This window comes from Peribacillus sp. N1 (genome assembly GCF_054600815.1).
The window spans coordinates 1,733,850-1,748,738 of record NZ_BAAHZO010000001.1 but is presented as its reverse complement, the minus strand read 5'-3'; the positions used below and the strand labels follow the sequence as shown (position 1 = coordinate 1,748,738).

The following is a 14,889-nucleotide window of genomic DNA, read 5'->3' as shown; positions in this document are numbered from 1 at the left end:
TTTCTTTATACTGTTTTTGATTTATTCGGGAGAGAACTTTTAAGGAAAACAGTATAAGGGCAACTACTTCTCTGTCATCGCCATCCTGGCTCGCCAATCGAAGAGTTTTCTTTACACTGTTATTAATTTTATTTGAGAGTGAGCTTTTAAGGAAAACAGTATAAGTGCAACTACTTCTCTGTCTTCGCCAATCAAAGAGTTTTCTTTACACTGTTATTAATTTTATTTGAGAGAGAGATTTATGGAAAACAGTATAAGTGCAACAACTTCTCTGTCATCGCCATCCTGGCTCGCTAATCGAAGAGTTTTCTTTGCACTGTTATTAATTTTATTTGAGAGAGAGATTTATGGAAAACAGTATAAGTGCAACTACTTCTCTGTCATCGCCATCCTGGCTCGCCAATCGAAGAGTTTTCTTTACCTTTTTTTACATAAATTCTTTTGTTTTTTCAAACACTAGAGTGGAATTTAAAGGAGAGTTAAAACAATGGGTATTTTAGAGAGATGGTTGGGTGAAGCGGGGGGAAAGAAGGATCTGCACCTCCTTTTGTTTATTGGCGGGCTGTACAGCCTAAGTATTGCTTTATCCAATACATTCGTTAATGTGTACTTGTGGAAACAATCCGGTCAAATTGTTGATATTGCCGTATATAATCTAACCGTGGTGCTTTTTCAACCGCTTACCTTTGTCTTTGCTGGCAGGTTGGCGAAAAAAGTGGATCGAATCATTGTTTTGCGTCTGGGTGTTATCTTTTTGGCCCTATTTTATTTATCAGTCCTATTGGTCGGCACACGGGCAACGGATTTCCTTTGGTTGCTTGGTGGACTGTTAGGAATCGGTTATGGGTTTTATTGGCTTGCCTATAATGTCTTGACTTTTGAGATAACTGAACCGGAAACAAGAGATTTCTTCAATGGTTTTTTAGGGATTTTATCATCCCTTGGGGGAATGGTCGGTCCGATTCTTTCAGGGTTCATCATTTCGAGGCTTGAAAAATTCACGGGATATTCCATTGTATTCGGATTGTCTTTGCTATTGTTTTCCGTTGCGGTGTTTCTTAGCTTTTCTTTAAAAAGACGTCCAGCACATGGCAGATACTGTTTCCTTCGGATATTGCAGGAACGGAAAAATAATCGGAATTGGCTTTTGATCACACGTGCTCACTTTTTCCAAGGGATACGAGAGGGCACCTTCATGTTCATCATTTCGATTAATGTTTTCATTCAGACGGATAGTGAACTTGCCTTAGGGAGCTATGGTCTGTTAAATTCGGCCATTTCATTCGTTGCGTATTATTTTGCTTCACGATATATAAAACAGCCGATGCGAAAAAAGGCCATTCTTATTGGAGGAATCCTGTTGTATGCAGGGGTCTTATTGATTGCATTTGATATCACATTCGGGAAGCTTCTCATTTATGGGGCAATTGTAGCTACCGCTTATCCTATTCTTTTGGTCCCTTATATATCGTTGACGTATGACATTATAGGCCGTGCTTGGAAGGCAGCGGAAATGAGGATTGAATATATCGTTGTCCGGGAACTGTTCGTTCATCTTGGAAGGATCGTCTCGATATCAGGATTCATACTTTCCGTCATGTTATTCGACCTAAAGGAAGTACTGCCGATCTATCTGTTAATCGTCGGGGCAGGGCATACCGTGATATATTGGTTTATACGGAAAATCGATATCATTGATCAAGATTGAAAAAGAGGCCTTAGAGGCCTCTTTTCCAATATCAGGACTTACCGTTTTAGGATTTATGAGCCGTAAGTCACTTTTTATGTAAAGTTCGTTATATGTTTAATATTTCTAGAACACTAAGGTAGAAAAAAATATAAATGTTCTATAGAATAGTATAGGACTATTATGACTATGTAAAAAGGATGTGTGGCTTAGTGTGAATAAAAAGAAAAAGAAAAAGACGCATGTGCCTTTCAGATTGAATATTCTTTTCTTTTTAGTGTTTGTTTTGTTTTCCGCTTTAATTTTACGCTTGGGTGTTGTACAGATTGTTTATGGTGATGATTACCGGCGTGAGATTGAAAGAACAGAGGAAGTGACCGTGAATAATTCGGTGCCCCGTGGGAAAATGTATGACCGGAATTTGAAACTGATGGTCGATAACCAACCACTGGATGCAATTACATATACACGTAAACAAGGTACGAAACAAACAGAAATGGTGGAAACGGCTGAGAAACTAGCGAAGTTGATCGAAAAGGAAACAGACAAAGTAACTGAACGCGATAAAAAGGATTTTTGGATTTTGAAGAATCCAAAGCTGGCCGAGAAAAAGATTACCGATAAAGAACGGAAAAAAGTGGAAGAGGGCGAGATGGAAGAAAGTGATTTGTATAAGCTTCAGCTTGATCGGATTACTGAAGAAGAAACAAAGCTTTCGGAAAAGGATCTAGAAGTTCTTGCCATCTATAGGGAATTTGCAAGCGGATATGCCCTTACCCCGCAAATTGTAAAAAACAAGGAAGTAACAAAAGAAGAATTCGCCAAGGTGAGTGAACACCTTGATTCGCTCCCAGGGGTCGATATATCAACAGATTGGGATCGTTTTTATACATATAATAAAACACTCAAATCTGTATTAGGTAAAGTTTCCTCATCTGAAGAAGGATTGCCTAGTGAAAGCCTGAGCTACTACCTTGCACGTGATTACAGCCGGAATGACCGAGTAGGAAAGAGTTATATTGAGGCGCAATATGAAGATATCCTCCAAGGGCAGAAAGCGAAAGTAAGGAATGTGACCGATAAATCAGGAAATGTTGTCGATTCCGAAGTGATTACTGAAGGTTCGAGAGGAAAAGATCTTATATTGACAGTTGATATGGATTTACAGCTTGCAACAGAGGAAATCATTGAAAAGCAATTGATTGCCAAGAAAAAAATGGGTAACACCAAATTCTTGGACAGGGCCTTTGTCGTCATGATGGATCCCGATACAGGGGAAGTATTAACGATGGCTGGGAAGAAATATGAGAAGGACCCAAAAACGGGGAAATCCTCGATTGAGGACTTCGCATTAGGAAATATCACGACTTCCTATACAATGGGCTCCTCAGTAAAAGGCGCAACTGTTTTGACTGGTTATCAGCAAGGAGCCATTCAGCCAGGTACATACTTTTATGATACGAAGCTGAAGATTAAGGGTACAAAGGAAAAAGGCTCATATAGTAACTTCGGGAACATTAATGATTTGACTGCCTTAAAAGTATCCTCGAACGTTTATATGTTCCGAACGGCAATTAATATTGCAGGTGCAAAATATGTTCCGAACGAACCATTAAATATAAGTTCAAGCGCCTTTTCAACCATGCGTAATTCATTTGCCCAGTTTGGCTTGGGTGTCCGCACGGGTATTGATCTCCCGAATGAAATGAGTGGATTCAAAGGTTCGGAAACGTCACCAGGTAAGCTGCTTGACCTTGCTATCGGACAGTATGATACGTACACACCGATGCAGCTCGTGCAATATGTTTCAGCCATTGCGAATGGCGGTAACCGCATGAAGCCGCATATGGTTAAGGAAATCCGCGATCCAGTTGATAATAATGAGGAATTGGGACCTGTTGCCGAAGACGTTTCACCGACTGTCCTTAATCGTCTTGAGATGAAGGAAGAATGGATAGAACGTGTGCAGAGCGGTTTCGAGAAAGTTTCGATGGAACAAGGCGGAACAGCTTATACTTACTTTGGGAATAAGTCATATACGGTAGCGGCTAAAACCGGAACGGCGCAAGCGTTCTATGATGGTCCGAACCGAGCGGATTATAGCGAACCTCAAGATACGATGAATATCACGTTGGTCGGCTATGCCCCTGCTAAAAATCCGGAAGTTGCTTTTGCTGTTGTTGTCCCGTGGGCTTATCAAGGACATTCGGGCCACAGCATGAGTAAAGAGATAGGTGAAGAAATTATGGATACTTATTTCGAACTGAAAAAAGAACGGGCTAAGAAGGAAAATACCGAAACCTCGACTGATTTGAAAGTGGAGAATGGTAAAGACGTTCAAAAGGACCAGGCTGAAGTTAGAAAAAGCCAGGAAAATGAATAACAAAAGGTTAAAAACACGTTTTTGGGTAAAACCGGAAACGTGTTTTTTTTTGCATTTTAAGAACAGGATCAGCACAGTTCTTTCATCTTTACAATAAGCACACAATTATTTACTGAATATTTACAAATGCTTTAAACGGAATTTACAGTCTGAAAGTATGATGTGAGAGTAGGACAAAATATTCATATAAAATTCTTAGGGGGATTTACAAATGAGACGTTTCAAATTTATGGCTATGACCGCAGTAATGGGTGGAGTAATCGCAGTGGCAGCTGGATGTGGATCTAATGATACTTCAAACAGCGGTAAAGGAAATGAAGCGGCTTCAGATCAACTCAAGGGCGAAGTTATTACGGATGGTTCTTCAACGGTCTTTCCGATCATGGAGGCAGTTGCCGAAGAATATATGGCTACACAGCCTGATGTGAAGGTTTCAGTGGGATCGTCAGGAACAGGTGGGGGATTCAAGAAATTCATCGCTGGTGATACGGACCTAGCCAATGCATCCCGCCCGGTGAAAGAAGAAGAAACTGCCTTACTTGATGAAAAGGGTGTTGAATATACAGAATTGAAACTGGCATTTGACGGTATTTCAATCGTTGCCAATAAAGATAATGATTTCATCGATTCACTAACAGTTGAAGAACTTCAAAAACTGTGGATTGATAATGGAAAGGTGAAGAAATGGTCTGATATACGTCCTGAATGGCCGAAGGAAGAAATTAAATTCTACTCTCCGGGAACAGATTCAGGCACATATGATTATTTCAATGAAGTGATCCTTGAAGAAAAACCGATGGTGGAAAATGCTACGCTTTCAGAAGATGATAATGTCCTTGTACAAGGTGTAGAAGGTGATAAAAATGCGATTGGATTCTTCGGTTATGCCTACTACTCTGAAAACAAAGATAAGTTAAAGATCATTTCCATCGACAACGGCAAAGGTGCCGTAGAGCCAACACATGAAACGATTAAAAGTGGGGAGTATGCACCATTGTCACGTCCACTTTACACATATGTAGCTAATAAGTCAGTAGCCGAAAAAGAACAAGTTGCAGATTATACTCAATTCGTCATTGAAAATGCAGGAGAGCTTGCTGAAGAAGTGGGTTATATCAGCCTGCCGGAAGAAGAGTACCAGAAAGATCTTGATAAATTAAAAGAACTGGAAAAATAAACGATATTACAGGCTACTGAAATCCCGCCTTGATTCGATTAAGGCGGGGGTAACAGCTTGTAAATCCAAATATTGTGTGTCTGAAATGGAGGATGCAAGTTGGAACTTAGAAAAACAGAAACCTATTCTGTACAGCAAATGATCCTGGAAAAGAAAAGTAAGAAAAAAATGAATATGGAAAAAGTCATCCCTAAGCTTTTGTTCCTTACGGCGGCTATTTCCGTTTTTACTACAATCGGGATCATCCTGACGCTTATATTTGAAACATTTATCTTTTTTGACAAAGTATCTATCGTCGAATTTTTTACAGAAGCTAAATGGCTGCCATTTGCATCTACACCGTCCTATGGGATTATGCCGCTTATAGTGGGAACGTTGAAGATAACAGTAATAGCAGCGGTGGTTGCAGTTCCAGTAGGGCTTGCAACAGCCATTTTCTTGAGTGAATATGCATCAGAGAAAACACGCAGAATCATCAAGCCGATTTTAGAAGTTTTAGCTGGAATCCCTACTATCGTTTACGGCTTCTTTGCCTTAACTTTTGTAACACCGGTTTTGCGGGATTTATTTCCTTCCCTTGACATGTTCAATGCTCTAAGTCCTGGGATCGTTGTAGGAATCATGATCATGCCGATGATAGCCTCTTTGTCGGAAGATGCCCTTGTATCAGTACCGAAGTCGATTCGCGAAGGTGCGTATGCCTTAGGAGCAACGAAACTCGAAACGACAATTAAAGTGGTATTGCCAGCAGCCGTTTCAGGAATTGTGGCATCCATCGTTCTTGCTCTATCCAGAGCGATCGGGGAAACCATGATTGTGAGTGTTGCCGGTGGCTCGACCCCAAATATGAGCATGGATATCACTTCATCGATTCAAACGATGACCGCTTATATTGTACAGGTAAGTTCGGGGGATGCAGGATATGGGACAACGATTTACTACAGCATTTATGCGGTTGGAATGACACTGTTCGTCTTTACGCTTATCATGAATTTACTGGCGCAGTTCATCTCTCGCAAGTTCAGGGAGGAATACTAAGACATGAAACTGATAAACAAAAGTCATGTTGCAAAAAAAATGCCTGTTAGGCTGGCTGTTAACACGATTTGTAAAGGATTATTCTTCTTGGCAACATTGGTTGGCCTCCTCGTATTGGCCATCTTATTTTATCGGATATTCACTCAAGGAATTGGCAGTCTGAATGGGGATTTCCTTCAGAATTTCGCTTCCAGGAAACCTGAAGAGGCTGGTATAAAGGCAGCGTTGATCGGTTCAATTTGGTTGATGGTAGTGGTGGCCCCGGTTTCCCTGCTGCTTGGCGTTGGAACGGCCATTTATTTAGAGGAATATGCCCGGAAGAATTGGATCACCACTTTTATCAAAGTGAATATTTCCAATCTGGCAGGTGTCCCGTCAATAGTATTTGGACTTTTGGGTTTAACGGTTTTCGTTCGTGCCCTAGCCTTGGACCGGTCCATATTGGCAGCAGGCTTGACGATGAGCCTACTTGTTCTTCCTGTCATCATAGTGGCTGCCCAAGAGGCCATACGTGCCGTACCTCGTGATCTAAGGGAAGCTTCATTTGGAATGGGTGCAACAAAGTGGCAAACGATATTGAAAGTGGTCCTGCCTGCTGCGATACCTGGCATTTTAACTGGGGGGATACTTGCTTTATCACGTGCAATCGGTGAAACGGCTCCATTGGTGGTGGTTGGCATACCAATGTTCATCGCCTTTTTACCTCAAACGGTCATGGATACATTCACAGTGCTGCCGATGCAAATCTATAATTGGACATCCCGTCCACAGGAGGAATTCCAGCAGGTTGCTGCCGCGGGAATCATCGTTTTACTCATCCTGTTAATATTCATGAATTCAATAGCGGTTATAATTCGAAATAAATTCCAGAAAAGATACTGATAGGAGGAAGGAAGCATGAATATGACCTTAACGAGAGAAAAAGAGTCAACGGCAATCGGAATCGAAAATGTCGAATCGGCTGCCTTGACGGAAAAGGTGTATGAAACATCCAATCTCAATTTATGGTATGGAGAAAACCATGCTTTGAAAAATATTAATCTGGATATGCACCAAAATGAAGTGACCGCCATCATTGGGCCTTCAGGATGTGGGAAATCGACCTACATCAAAACATTGAACCGAATGATAGAGCTAGTCCCGGATGTGAAAACGACAGGCCAGATTAAATATAGAAACAGGAATATCCTTGATCAGTCCTATAAGGTGGAAGATTTAAGGACACAGGTGGGAATGGTTTTCCAAAAGCCTAATCCCTTTCCAAAATCAATTTATGAAAATGTTGTATACGGACCAAAAATCCATGGAATTAAAAATAAAAAAATTCTTGATGAGATCGTCGAAAAGAGTTTAAAAGGGGCAGCCATTTGGGATGAAGTGAAAGACCGACTGCATGAAAATGCATATGGACTTTCAGGTGGACAGCAACAGCGCCTTTGTATTGCCAGATGTTTGGCCATCGAACCTGATGTCATATTAATGGATGAACCGACTTCTGCTCTTGATCCGATATCCACTTTGAAAATAGAAGAATTGGTCCAAGAACTGAAAAAGGATTTCAGCATTATCATCGTTACCCATAACATGCAGCAGGCAGCACGTATCTCTGATAGAACAGCCTTCTTCTTAAATGGGGAAGTCATCGAATATTCTGATACAAACACCATCTTCTCTAATCCGAATGATAAAAGAACAGAAGATTACATTACCGGACGCTTCGGTTAAAGAGAAAGGGAGATGCGATAATGATCGTTCGTGAAAATTTCGAGCTTCAATTGAAAGAGTTACAGGAGAAAATCGTGAAGTTGGCTAATTTAGCTTCAAATGCCATATCAAAATCATATGCCGCATTGGAAAACAATAATGTAGAAGAGGCTCTTGAAGTTATTGATGATGACACAATCGCTGATTTACTGGAAGAGGAAATTAATGACTTTGCGATTTTGCTGATTGCTAAGCAGCAGCCGGTTGCGATTGATTTAAGGCGTATCATTGCTGCCATAAAAATCGCCTCTGATATTGAAAGGATGGCGGACTTTGGTGTGAATATCGCTAAATCAGCCATCCGAATCGGTGACCAGCCATTTATTCTGCCTTTAACACCATTAAAGCAGATGCATGATATTACATTAAAGATGATTCAACTTTCAATTGAAGCATTTGAGAAGGAAGATGTTGTTCTTTCAAGAGAGATCATTGAAATGGATGACGAGGTTGATAGCTTTTATGGAGATATGATTCGGAGTCTCCTTCGCCTTTCAGATGAAAAAAACCTTCAGCAGGTTACACAGCTTTCCTTAATAGCTCGATATTTGGAAAGGACAGCGGACCATACAACGAATATCGCAGAGAATATTTACTTCCTGGTAAGAGGGAGATATATCAGCAGGAATGAATGAACCGATCCTAATTGAAAAAAAGAGAGGCTTTTTTCGGACATCGTCCATTTAAAAGCCTCTCTTATTCATTAATGGGTCAAAGTATTGGCCAATTGTCTATATTTCATATTATTCGTAACAACAAACTCACCGATTTGTATTTTTTTTGAGAAATCATGGTCATTCATGTAAGCTTCAAATTCAGCAGCATCATCGATGATTTTTTCATTGGCAAGGCTATCGGCAATTTCGGTTGTGGTCATATTCGTTTTCACTTTAATTGTATAGGTGACGATGGAGGGATCTTTTTTTGAAGCCCCTTTCTCCATTGAATCCTTATCTGGATCCTTTGGTTGGACGGTCTTTTTAGCTTCCTCCATAGGGTGTGTAACGACGAATCCTTTCTTCACGAGCGATTCCTTAGCTTCCTCCTCAGTGGGAGTGGTGCCTTCGAATAATCCGGTGCCATAATGAAAGCCAGCAAAGATTGTTGTTGTAAAAATGATACCGGCGGAAAGACCTTGCAGTCTTGCTTTGTTCATTCTCATTCACCCCGCAATCTTTGCTGCTCGATCACTGAAATTGTTTGTTCCTTCGTTAATGAGGATTGTTTGGCGATCTGGTCCAAAGAAAGACCTTGACTATATAAAGATAGAACCTGGCTTTTTAAAATTTCATGAATGGATTCGCTATCATTGGAATTGACAATTGATTTAACCTTTACAGAGGGAGCAGGATCGTCCTGGATAACGAATTCCTCTTCAAGAATCTTCACCTTCTTCTTTAATTGGTAGATATCCTGCATATACGTTAGTGTCATCTGCTCCAAATCTTCCTCTAATTTGGCAACTTTATCTTTACCGAAAAAGGAAATGATGAGAAGGACGATCGCTAAAGAAAAAAGAAGGATGATAAGTGTTTCCATGTTTTCACCTCAGAAGCTAATTTTCGACAATATATTTATATTTTACACATATTTTTAAAAAAATGGAGATTTTCATATTTTTATATTTTCCGAAATGGGCCGTAAACTTCATTTATTGTCTGTTTTGTTTCAAATATTGTCGAAAAGCTTAATGAGCGTCGTTGAATAAAAAAAATCAGGCATTAAAATGGGAAAAAAACCTTTAAGAGATAACATACATAAAATTCGACAAAATGTGTTTATTGTCCATCAGCCAATTCAGTGCTAACATAAAGATAGAATAAATCGAAAAAACAAAATATTTTGAATAGTTAAAAATCGGTTGACTATAAGAAAATGGTGTGCAGCTTCCAAAGTGGATAGATTCACTGTCAGCGCCTAACGATAAGCTATATATATAAGGATAAAGAAGGGGAAGGGATGATTATATGAATTCGCTATTCGCGTATATGCCGCAGGATAACCAGGATATATTTCGTAAGGGATTAAAGTCTGGGTTATGGATGGATGAGAGTTTTGATTGGTATCCTGAGGAAGATATGATGAGTCATCCGAATGGAGAGATCCGGACACTTTCACAAACATATACCCAAGGGCAGGTGACCTTTTCGAAGTTCACGATTAGAAATACATCATTCGAGACGAAGCGCCCAAAAGTGTTTTTTCACTATGAAAACGCTTTCGAAAGGCAGGCGGTGGCTTTTTACAGCCCGAATGAACGGGCGATTTTACATGTAGCTCCTCAATCGATTGCTTTATTGGGTGGATTGGTGAAAGGAAAAAGCATCTCTCAATATTGTATCCAAGGTAAGGGAAGCCTATATCAAGAGGGATGCTTCAAATCATTGAAGGAGGGGCTCTTGGCTTATTCACCGCTCGCCAAAGGGGAAGTTACCAGTGTGTTTACGCTAGAGACTGAAATCTTGCCGAAGGAATGTGTGGAAGCTGTGGCCTGGGTCATTCATGCTGAAACGAAAGAAGAGGCGAAAGTCATAAATAATCAGCTCCTCCTGACGATGCAAAACGTAAACAATTAAGAATTCAAAAAAGTTAAAGTTGGATTTCCCAAAAAACATACTAGCAATTCGCATTGAATAATGCTATTATAGAAAAGTCCTATGTGAAAAAGTCAATATGTTTGGAGGGAAATACACAATGCGCGTAAATATTACATTAGCTTGCACTGAATGTGGAGACCGTAACTATATTTCTAAAAAAAATAAACGTAACAATCCAGACCGTCTTGAGCTTAAAAAATACTGCTCAAGAGAAAAACGCAGCACGACTCACCGCGAAACAAAGTAAGCAACAGGATTTTTCCTGTTGTTTTTTTTATGCATTTTTTTAATCCCTTCTTCCTCTCTTTCCTTTCAGGTTGCATTAATGGATCGGCAATTTCCGACACCGTATTTTTCGTATATGAACAAATATTATGAGATAATGATAGAAGTAGACTAAAGGAGTCGGAAGAGATGAAAGAAAATAAAAAAAAGCTCCGCCAAGAAGCTAGGTCCCGTTTAATGGAGCTGACTAAAGAGGAACATGAGGAACTATCGAACCGAATCGCTGAAAACTTATTTTCACTGGAGGAATGGAAAAAAGCAAAAACCATTGGCATCACCATCTCCATACCGCCCGAAGTTCCAACGGTACGGATCATCGAACAAGCATGGAGTGAAGGAAAAGAAGTGGCAGTACCAAAATGTGATCCTGAAAAAAGGACAATGGAATTCAAGAAAATCTCGTCCTTCAATCAGCTGGAGTCTGTTTATTACGGGTTGCTTGAACCAGTGGCTGAAACAGCCAAGGCTCGGAAAGAGGAATTGGATGCATTGATCGTACCCGGTCTTGCTTTTACCAAGGAAGGGTATCGCTTAGGCTTTGGAGGCGGCTATTATGACCGTTTCCTATCTTATTACCGAGGAGATACATTGGCCCTTACATACGAGCTTCAATTAATGGATGAACTCCCGATAGAGGTTCATGATATAGCGGTCGGCAAACTCATTACCCCATCCAGGGTAATACGTACGTACTCCCATTAGAAGAAGTTTATTAATTATCACTTTTAGCTCATAAAAATCCTGTCCTGTATCACACTATTGATAGGAGGGATTGTTATGCTTCGATTAATTATTCAAATCTTCTTGGTTGGTTTAGCTGTTTATGCAGGTTACAAAAACCGGTACCGCCTGATAAATGTTGCGCTGTCCAACGGCATTTTAAGAAGATTTCTAGTGACTAAATCCTTGGATATGCCAATGTTCAGGGATAAAATGATGCAAAGCATGTTCAGTCAGACCAAATGAGAAAGCCTGCATCTTAAAAAGGAACCTGATCAGGGGTTCCTTTTTTTATTTTTAAGGAGCGGGAAAGCAGTCTCCTTTTTTACTTTTTTCATGATTTCGTCTATAGTTTTAATTAAGAAACAGGAATTTCAGAAGCATAAGTTTCATTGGAAAGTGGGGAAGGCATTGGGATTTAAAGAGGATTATTTGTTTTGGGAAACCATAAGGGAGTTGTCTGCCCATTATGATTATCGAATGATCACTGTCACTGAAAACCATCAGGAGATTTGGCTAGAGAGCGATAAGAATAAAGAATTTCCAGTCATTAGACTCATTCGACATGATTTGGATTGGGCTAATTGGCTGAAACGCGATATCGACCGAACTTTGCAGAATGGAGAAAGGATCAGAAGGAAATTATACAAAAAGCCCATTGACATATTAAGTATCTATGTTAGTAAATTCGCCCCGGTGGATGATCATGACTTTAGCTCACGAGTGGCTTCCTTTAAAAAAACGAATGTTAACACGTTTCTTCTAACTTGTGAAAACTTTCATGATTCGTTGCAAAACCTTGAACATGTTTTGAAAAAACCACTGTCAATTCAAGTTCTTGAAGATAATGAAATAGATGAGGAAAAGATTCTCGCAGTAAAGAAAGACGCCATCTCTGAGTCAGTCAAAAAGGCTAAGGCTGAGCAGAAGGTATTTCAAAATGCCAATAAGCCATTCTTTACATATATATTCATGGCGTTACAAATAGCTGTATTCATCTTGATGGAGTTTAATGGGGGCAGCACCAATTCCAAAACTTTGATTGAGTTTGGAGCTAAATTTTCCCCTTATATCATGCAAGGGGAATGGTGGCGGTTCTTTACACCGATGATCGTCCATATTGGGTTCATTCATTTATTGATGAATACATTTTCATTGTATTTGATCGGAGCAGAGGTTGAAAGGATTTACGGTAATGCCAGGTTCCTTTTCATCTATATATTCGCTGGTTTCGCTGGAACTCTAGGCAGCTTCATCATGACCCCGAATCTTTCCGCAGGGGCGAGCGGAGCCATTTTTGGCTGCTTTGGGGCACTTCTGTACTTCGGCATCGTCTATCCGAAATTATTCATGCGCTCGATGGGCTCATCGGTGATTGTGTTGATCATCATTAACTTAATATATGGTTTCACCGTAGCGGGAATTGATAATGCAGGGCATATCGGAGGTTTGATCGGAGGGTTCTTGGCTGCTGGAGTGGTGCATCTGCCAAAGTCCAGGAATATCTTACGGCAGCTGGCTTTTCTGATCGGGTCGGCAATACTGACCTATGCCCTTCTTAACTTTGGATTCAATCATCAGGAAAGTGCAGCTATGGATGATAATACGATGGCCATGATGGCCCAAAAGTATATTGATGATGATGAAGAGGATAAAGCGGAAGAGATGTTAAACAATTATGTTGATGCAAATCCTGATGCACCGCTATCGCTTTTTATGCTGGGAAATTTATCTTTTGATAATAAGGACATAAATAAAGCCAGGGATTATTATGAAAAAGCGATTGAAAGCAATCCGGATTTGCATGAAGCCCATTACAATCTTGCCTTAGTCTACATGAATCTCGAATCATTCGATCAAGCTAAGGAGCAAGCTGTTCAGGCTATTGAGCTTGCCCCCGATAATAAATCATATACAAAACTGCTGGCAGAAATTGAAAAGCGACTATAACTTTTGACGCAGCATGATTGGGGAACCGTCTTCCAGGGTAAACAAGACAAGTATTTCACTTTGATTTTTAGCCATAAGCAATAGGGGGATGGTGCTGCCTTGTGGACTCACAGTGGATCCATCCTCCTTTTTTATTCCCAACACGTAATTTTTGTAAAGTCCTTCCCACAGTTTTCCCACAATTTCTTCCCGTTTGAATTGGGGGAAGTCAGCAAGCCATTGATTTTTCTTTGACGGCAAATCTGTTAAAGAGATGATTTTGTACTGATCCAGATTAACCTGAAATGCTTGACCGGCTTTTTCCAAACCATTTTGAACCGTTTGATCTGTAAAGCCGTCCAGCGTTTTTTTCCACTGAACCTGTTCTTCCGAAAGGGGACTGTGGAAAAATTGAAAAACCGGTGTCGTTACTGTATAGAGTTTATCTTTACTGAGCTGCTGGGCACTGGTGAAAATTGTGTCACTCGGATGAACCTCGGCATAATGAAACGTTACCGCTTCATAACGACCACTCTCGGTTTCTTTAGTTTTCGCTTTTTGAGAGAGTTCTTGTTTATTTTGGCGCCAATTTTTTAAGGCTCCTGCCAATTTTCCATTTTTGTATAAAAGCGATACGTCTTGACGCAAGTAAGCTGTCTGGTCCAATGAAGAATCCACCCTCCAAGTGATGGTATAGGTTGAATCCCCGGTGCCCTCCGGTGTCAGGTTGGTGGAAGCATGTTCAAAATGAAGCGAGGAATCGATGGGAAAAAAAATGATGGTTTCCTCTGCCCTTTTATGATTTGATAAATATAGGATGACAAAAATGGTGGTCAAGACCAAAAAGACGGTATACTTCAATTGTACTTTCATTTTTCCCCTCCGTTTTCGCGCGTGATGAGTGGTTAAAAATATTAAGCTGTTGAATCAAATCGAAAGAGTCCACATTCTTGATATTTCATCATATGAATACAGTTGGACATGTATGAGGGGGATGGGGGAAATTATCAAAGGGGGAATTGGTCGCTTGTTACCAAAAGGCTGATTCGATATACTTTCCTAAAGAAAAGAGTAAAGAGGTTTACTATGAAAACATATTATGATCTTCAACAATACTTGAAAAGATTCGGTACATTTATCTATATTGGTGATCGCTTAGCCGAGCTTGAAATGATGGAGGCCGAAATAAGGGAAATCCACCGTATGCAGATGATGGATACGAAAGATTATCAAATGGCGATCCTTTTAATTAGACAGCAATTGTCTCTTGAAAGGGAAAAACAGAAAAAAAATTGATAAAAAAGGTGAG

The 14,889-nt window shown here is 40.1% G+C and carries 16 protein-coding genes; 13 read left to right on the top strand and 3 right to left on the bottom strand.

The genetic code is table 11. The features are described from left to right. The first annotated feature begins 487 nt into the window (after positions 1-487). The 7 genes from ACYP5M_RS08435 to phoU all read left to right on the top strand — a co-directional run bounded on the left by ACYP5M_RS08435 (position 488) and on the right by phoU (position 8,684). On the top strand, positions 488-1,708 hold the full coding sequence (locus ACYP5M_RS08435) for an MFS transporter (protein ID WP_434167402.1): 1,221 nt from the start codon (positions 488-490) through the stop codon (positions 1,706-1,708). Positions 1,709-1,901: 193 nt separating this feature from the next. Next, complete coding sequence (locus ACYP5M_RS08430; protein WP_459734885.1) at positions 1,902-4,070, top strand: peptidoglycan D,D-transpeptidase FtsI family protein; 2,169 nt, start codon at positions 1,902-1,904, stop codon at positions 4,068-4,070. A gap of 211 nt (positions 4,071-4,281) precedes the next feature. Further along, entirely contained in the window at positions 4,282-5,247 is a 966-nt protein-coding gene (locus tag ACYP5M_RS08425) for a PstS family phosphate ABC transporter substrate-binding protein (RefSeq protein WP_459734884.1), read from the top strand. Positions 5,248-5,385: 138 nt separating this feature from the next. Further along, positions 5,386-6,285, top strand: coding sequence for a phosphate ABC transporter permease subunit PstC (gene pstC / locus ACYP5M_RS08420; RefSeq protein ID WP_101223464.1), 900 nt, complete (start codon positions 5,386-5,388; stop codon positions 6,283-6,285). Between the two features lie 3 nt (positions 6,286-6,288). Next, positions 6,289-7,167, top strand: a complete 879-nt coding sequence (pstA, locus tag ACYP5M_RS08415) for a phosphate ABC transporter permease PstA (RefSeq protein WP_101222575.1) — start codon at positions 6,289-6,291, stop codon at positions 7,165-7,167. Positions 7,168-7,188: 21 nt separating this feature from the next. Continuing rightward, positions 7,189-8,010, top strand: a complete 822-nt coding sequence (pstB, locus tag ACYP5M_RS08410; protein ID WP_397315861.1) for a phosphate ABC transporter ATP-binding protein PstB — start codon at positions 7,189-7,191, stop codon at positions 8,008-8,010. A gap of 20 nt (positions 8,011-8,030) precedes the next feature. Next, positions 8,031-8,684 (top strand): phosphate signaling complex protein PhoU, encoded by a 654-nt coding sequence (gene phoU / locus ACYP5M_RS08405; protein ID WP_230177017.1) that lies wholly within the window; start codon positions 8,031-8,033, stop codon positions 8,682-8,684. A 68-nt stretch (positions 8,685-8,752) separates the two neighbouring features. On the opposite strand, the gene ACYP5M_RS08400 is transcribed toward phoU, so the two are convergent. Together ACYP5M_RS08400 and ACYP5M_RS08395 are read right to left on the bottom strand one after the other, a co-directional pair. Further along, the gene (locus ACYP5M_RS08400; RefSeq protein WP_434167399.1) at positions 8,753-9,205 is read right to left on the bottom strand and encodes a hypothetical protein; all 453 of its coding nucleotides are present in this window, start codon (positions 9,203-9,205) and stop codon (positions 8,753-8,755) included. Positions 9,206-9,207: 2 nt separating this feature from the next. After that, positions 9,208-9,588, bottom strand: a complete 381-nt coding sequence (locus ACYP5M_RS08395) for a hypothetical protein (RefSeq protein ID WP_434167398.1) — start codon at positions 9,586-9,588, stop codon at positions 9,208-9,210. A gap of 428 nt (positions 9,589-10,016) precedes the next feature. On the opposite strand from ACYP5M_RS08395, the gene ACYP5M_RS08390 reads away from it, so the two are divergent. From ACYP5M_RS08390 to ACYP5M_RS08370, 5 genes are all read left to right on the top strand, one after another. After that, entirely contained in the window at positions 10,017-10,625 is a 609-nt protein-coding gene (locus tag ACYP5M_RS08390; RefSeq protein WP_434167397.1) for a hypothetical protein, read from the top strand. 118 nt (positions 10,626-10,743) lie between these two features. Beyond that, the gene (gene rpmG / locus ACYP5M_RS08385) at positions 10,744-10,893 is read left to right on the top strand and encodes a 50S ribosomal protein L33 (RefSeq protein ID WP_028391797.1); all 150 of its coding nucleotides are present in this window, start codon (positions 10,744-10,746) and stop codon (positions 10,891-10,893) included. A gap of 167 nt (positions 10,894-11,060) precedes the next feature. After that, positions 11,061-11,633: a 5-formyltetrahydrofolate cyclo-ligase gene (locus tag ACYP5M_RS08380; RefSeq protein ID WP_459734883.1), complete on the top strand. Its 573-nt coding sequence runs from the start codon at positions 11,061-11,063 to the stop codon at positions 11,631-11,633. A 75-nt stretch (positions 11,634-11,708) separates the two neighbouring features. Then, positions 11,709-11,897, top strand: coding sequence for a hypothetical protein (locus tag ACYP5M_RS08375; protein ID WP_101222568.1), 189 nt, complete (start codon positions 11,709-11,711; stop codon positions 11,895-11,897). Positions 11,898-12,062: 165 nt separating this feature from the next. Beyond that, positions 12,063-13,601: a rhomboid family intramembrane serine protease gene (locus ACYP5M_RS08370; RefSeq protein ID WP_427572026.1), complete on the top strand. Its 1,539-nt coding sequence runs from the start codon at positions 12,063-12,065 to the stop codon at positions 13,599-13,601. Here the strand turns inward: ACYP5M_RS08370 and ACYP5M_RS08365 are convergent. Continuing rightward, on the bottom strand, positions 13,596-14,453 hold the full coding sequence (locus tag ACYP5M_RS08365; RefSeq protein WP_459734882.1) for a hypothetical protein: 858 nt from the start codon (positions 14,451-14,453) through the stop codon (positions 13,596-13,598). The genes ACYP5M_RS08370 and ACYP5M_RS08365 overlap by 6 nt on opposite strands. Positions 14,454-14,666: 213 nt before the next feature. Between ACYP5M_RS08365 and ACYP5M_RS08360 the strand changes: the two genes are divergently transcribed. Then, complete coding sequence (locus tag ACYP5M_RS08360; RefSeq protein ID WP_101222565.1) at positions 14,667-14,876, top strand: YqgQ family protein; 210 nt, start codon at positions 14,667-14,669, stop codon at positions 14,874-14,876. Positions 14,877-14,889 lie beyond the last annotated feature (13 nt).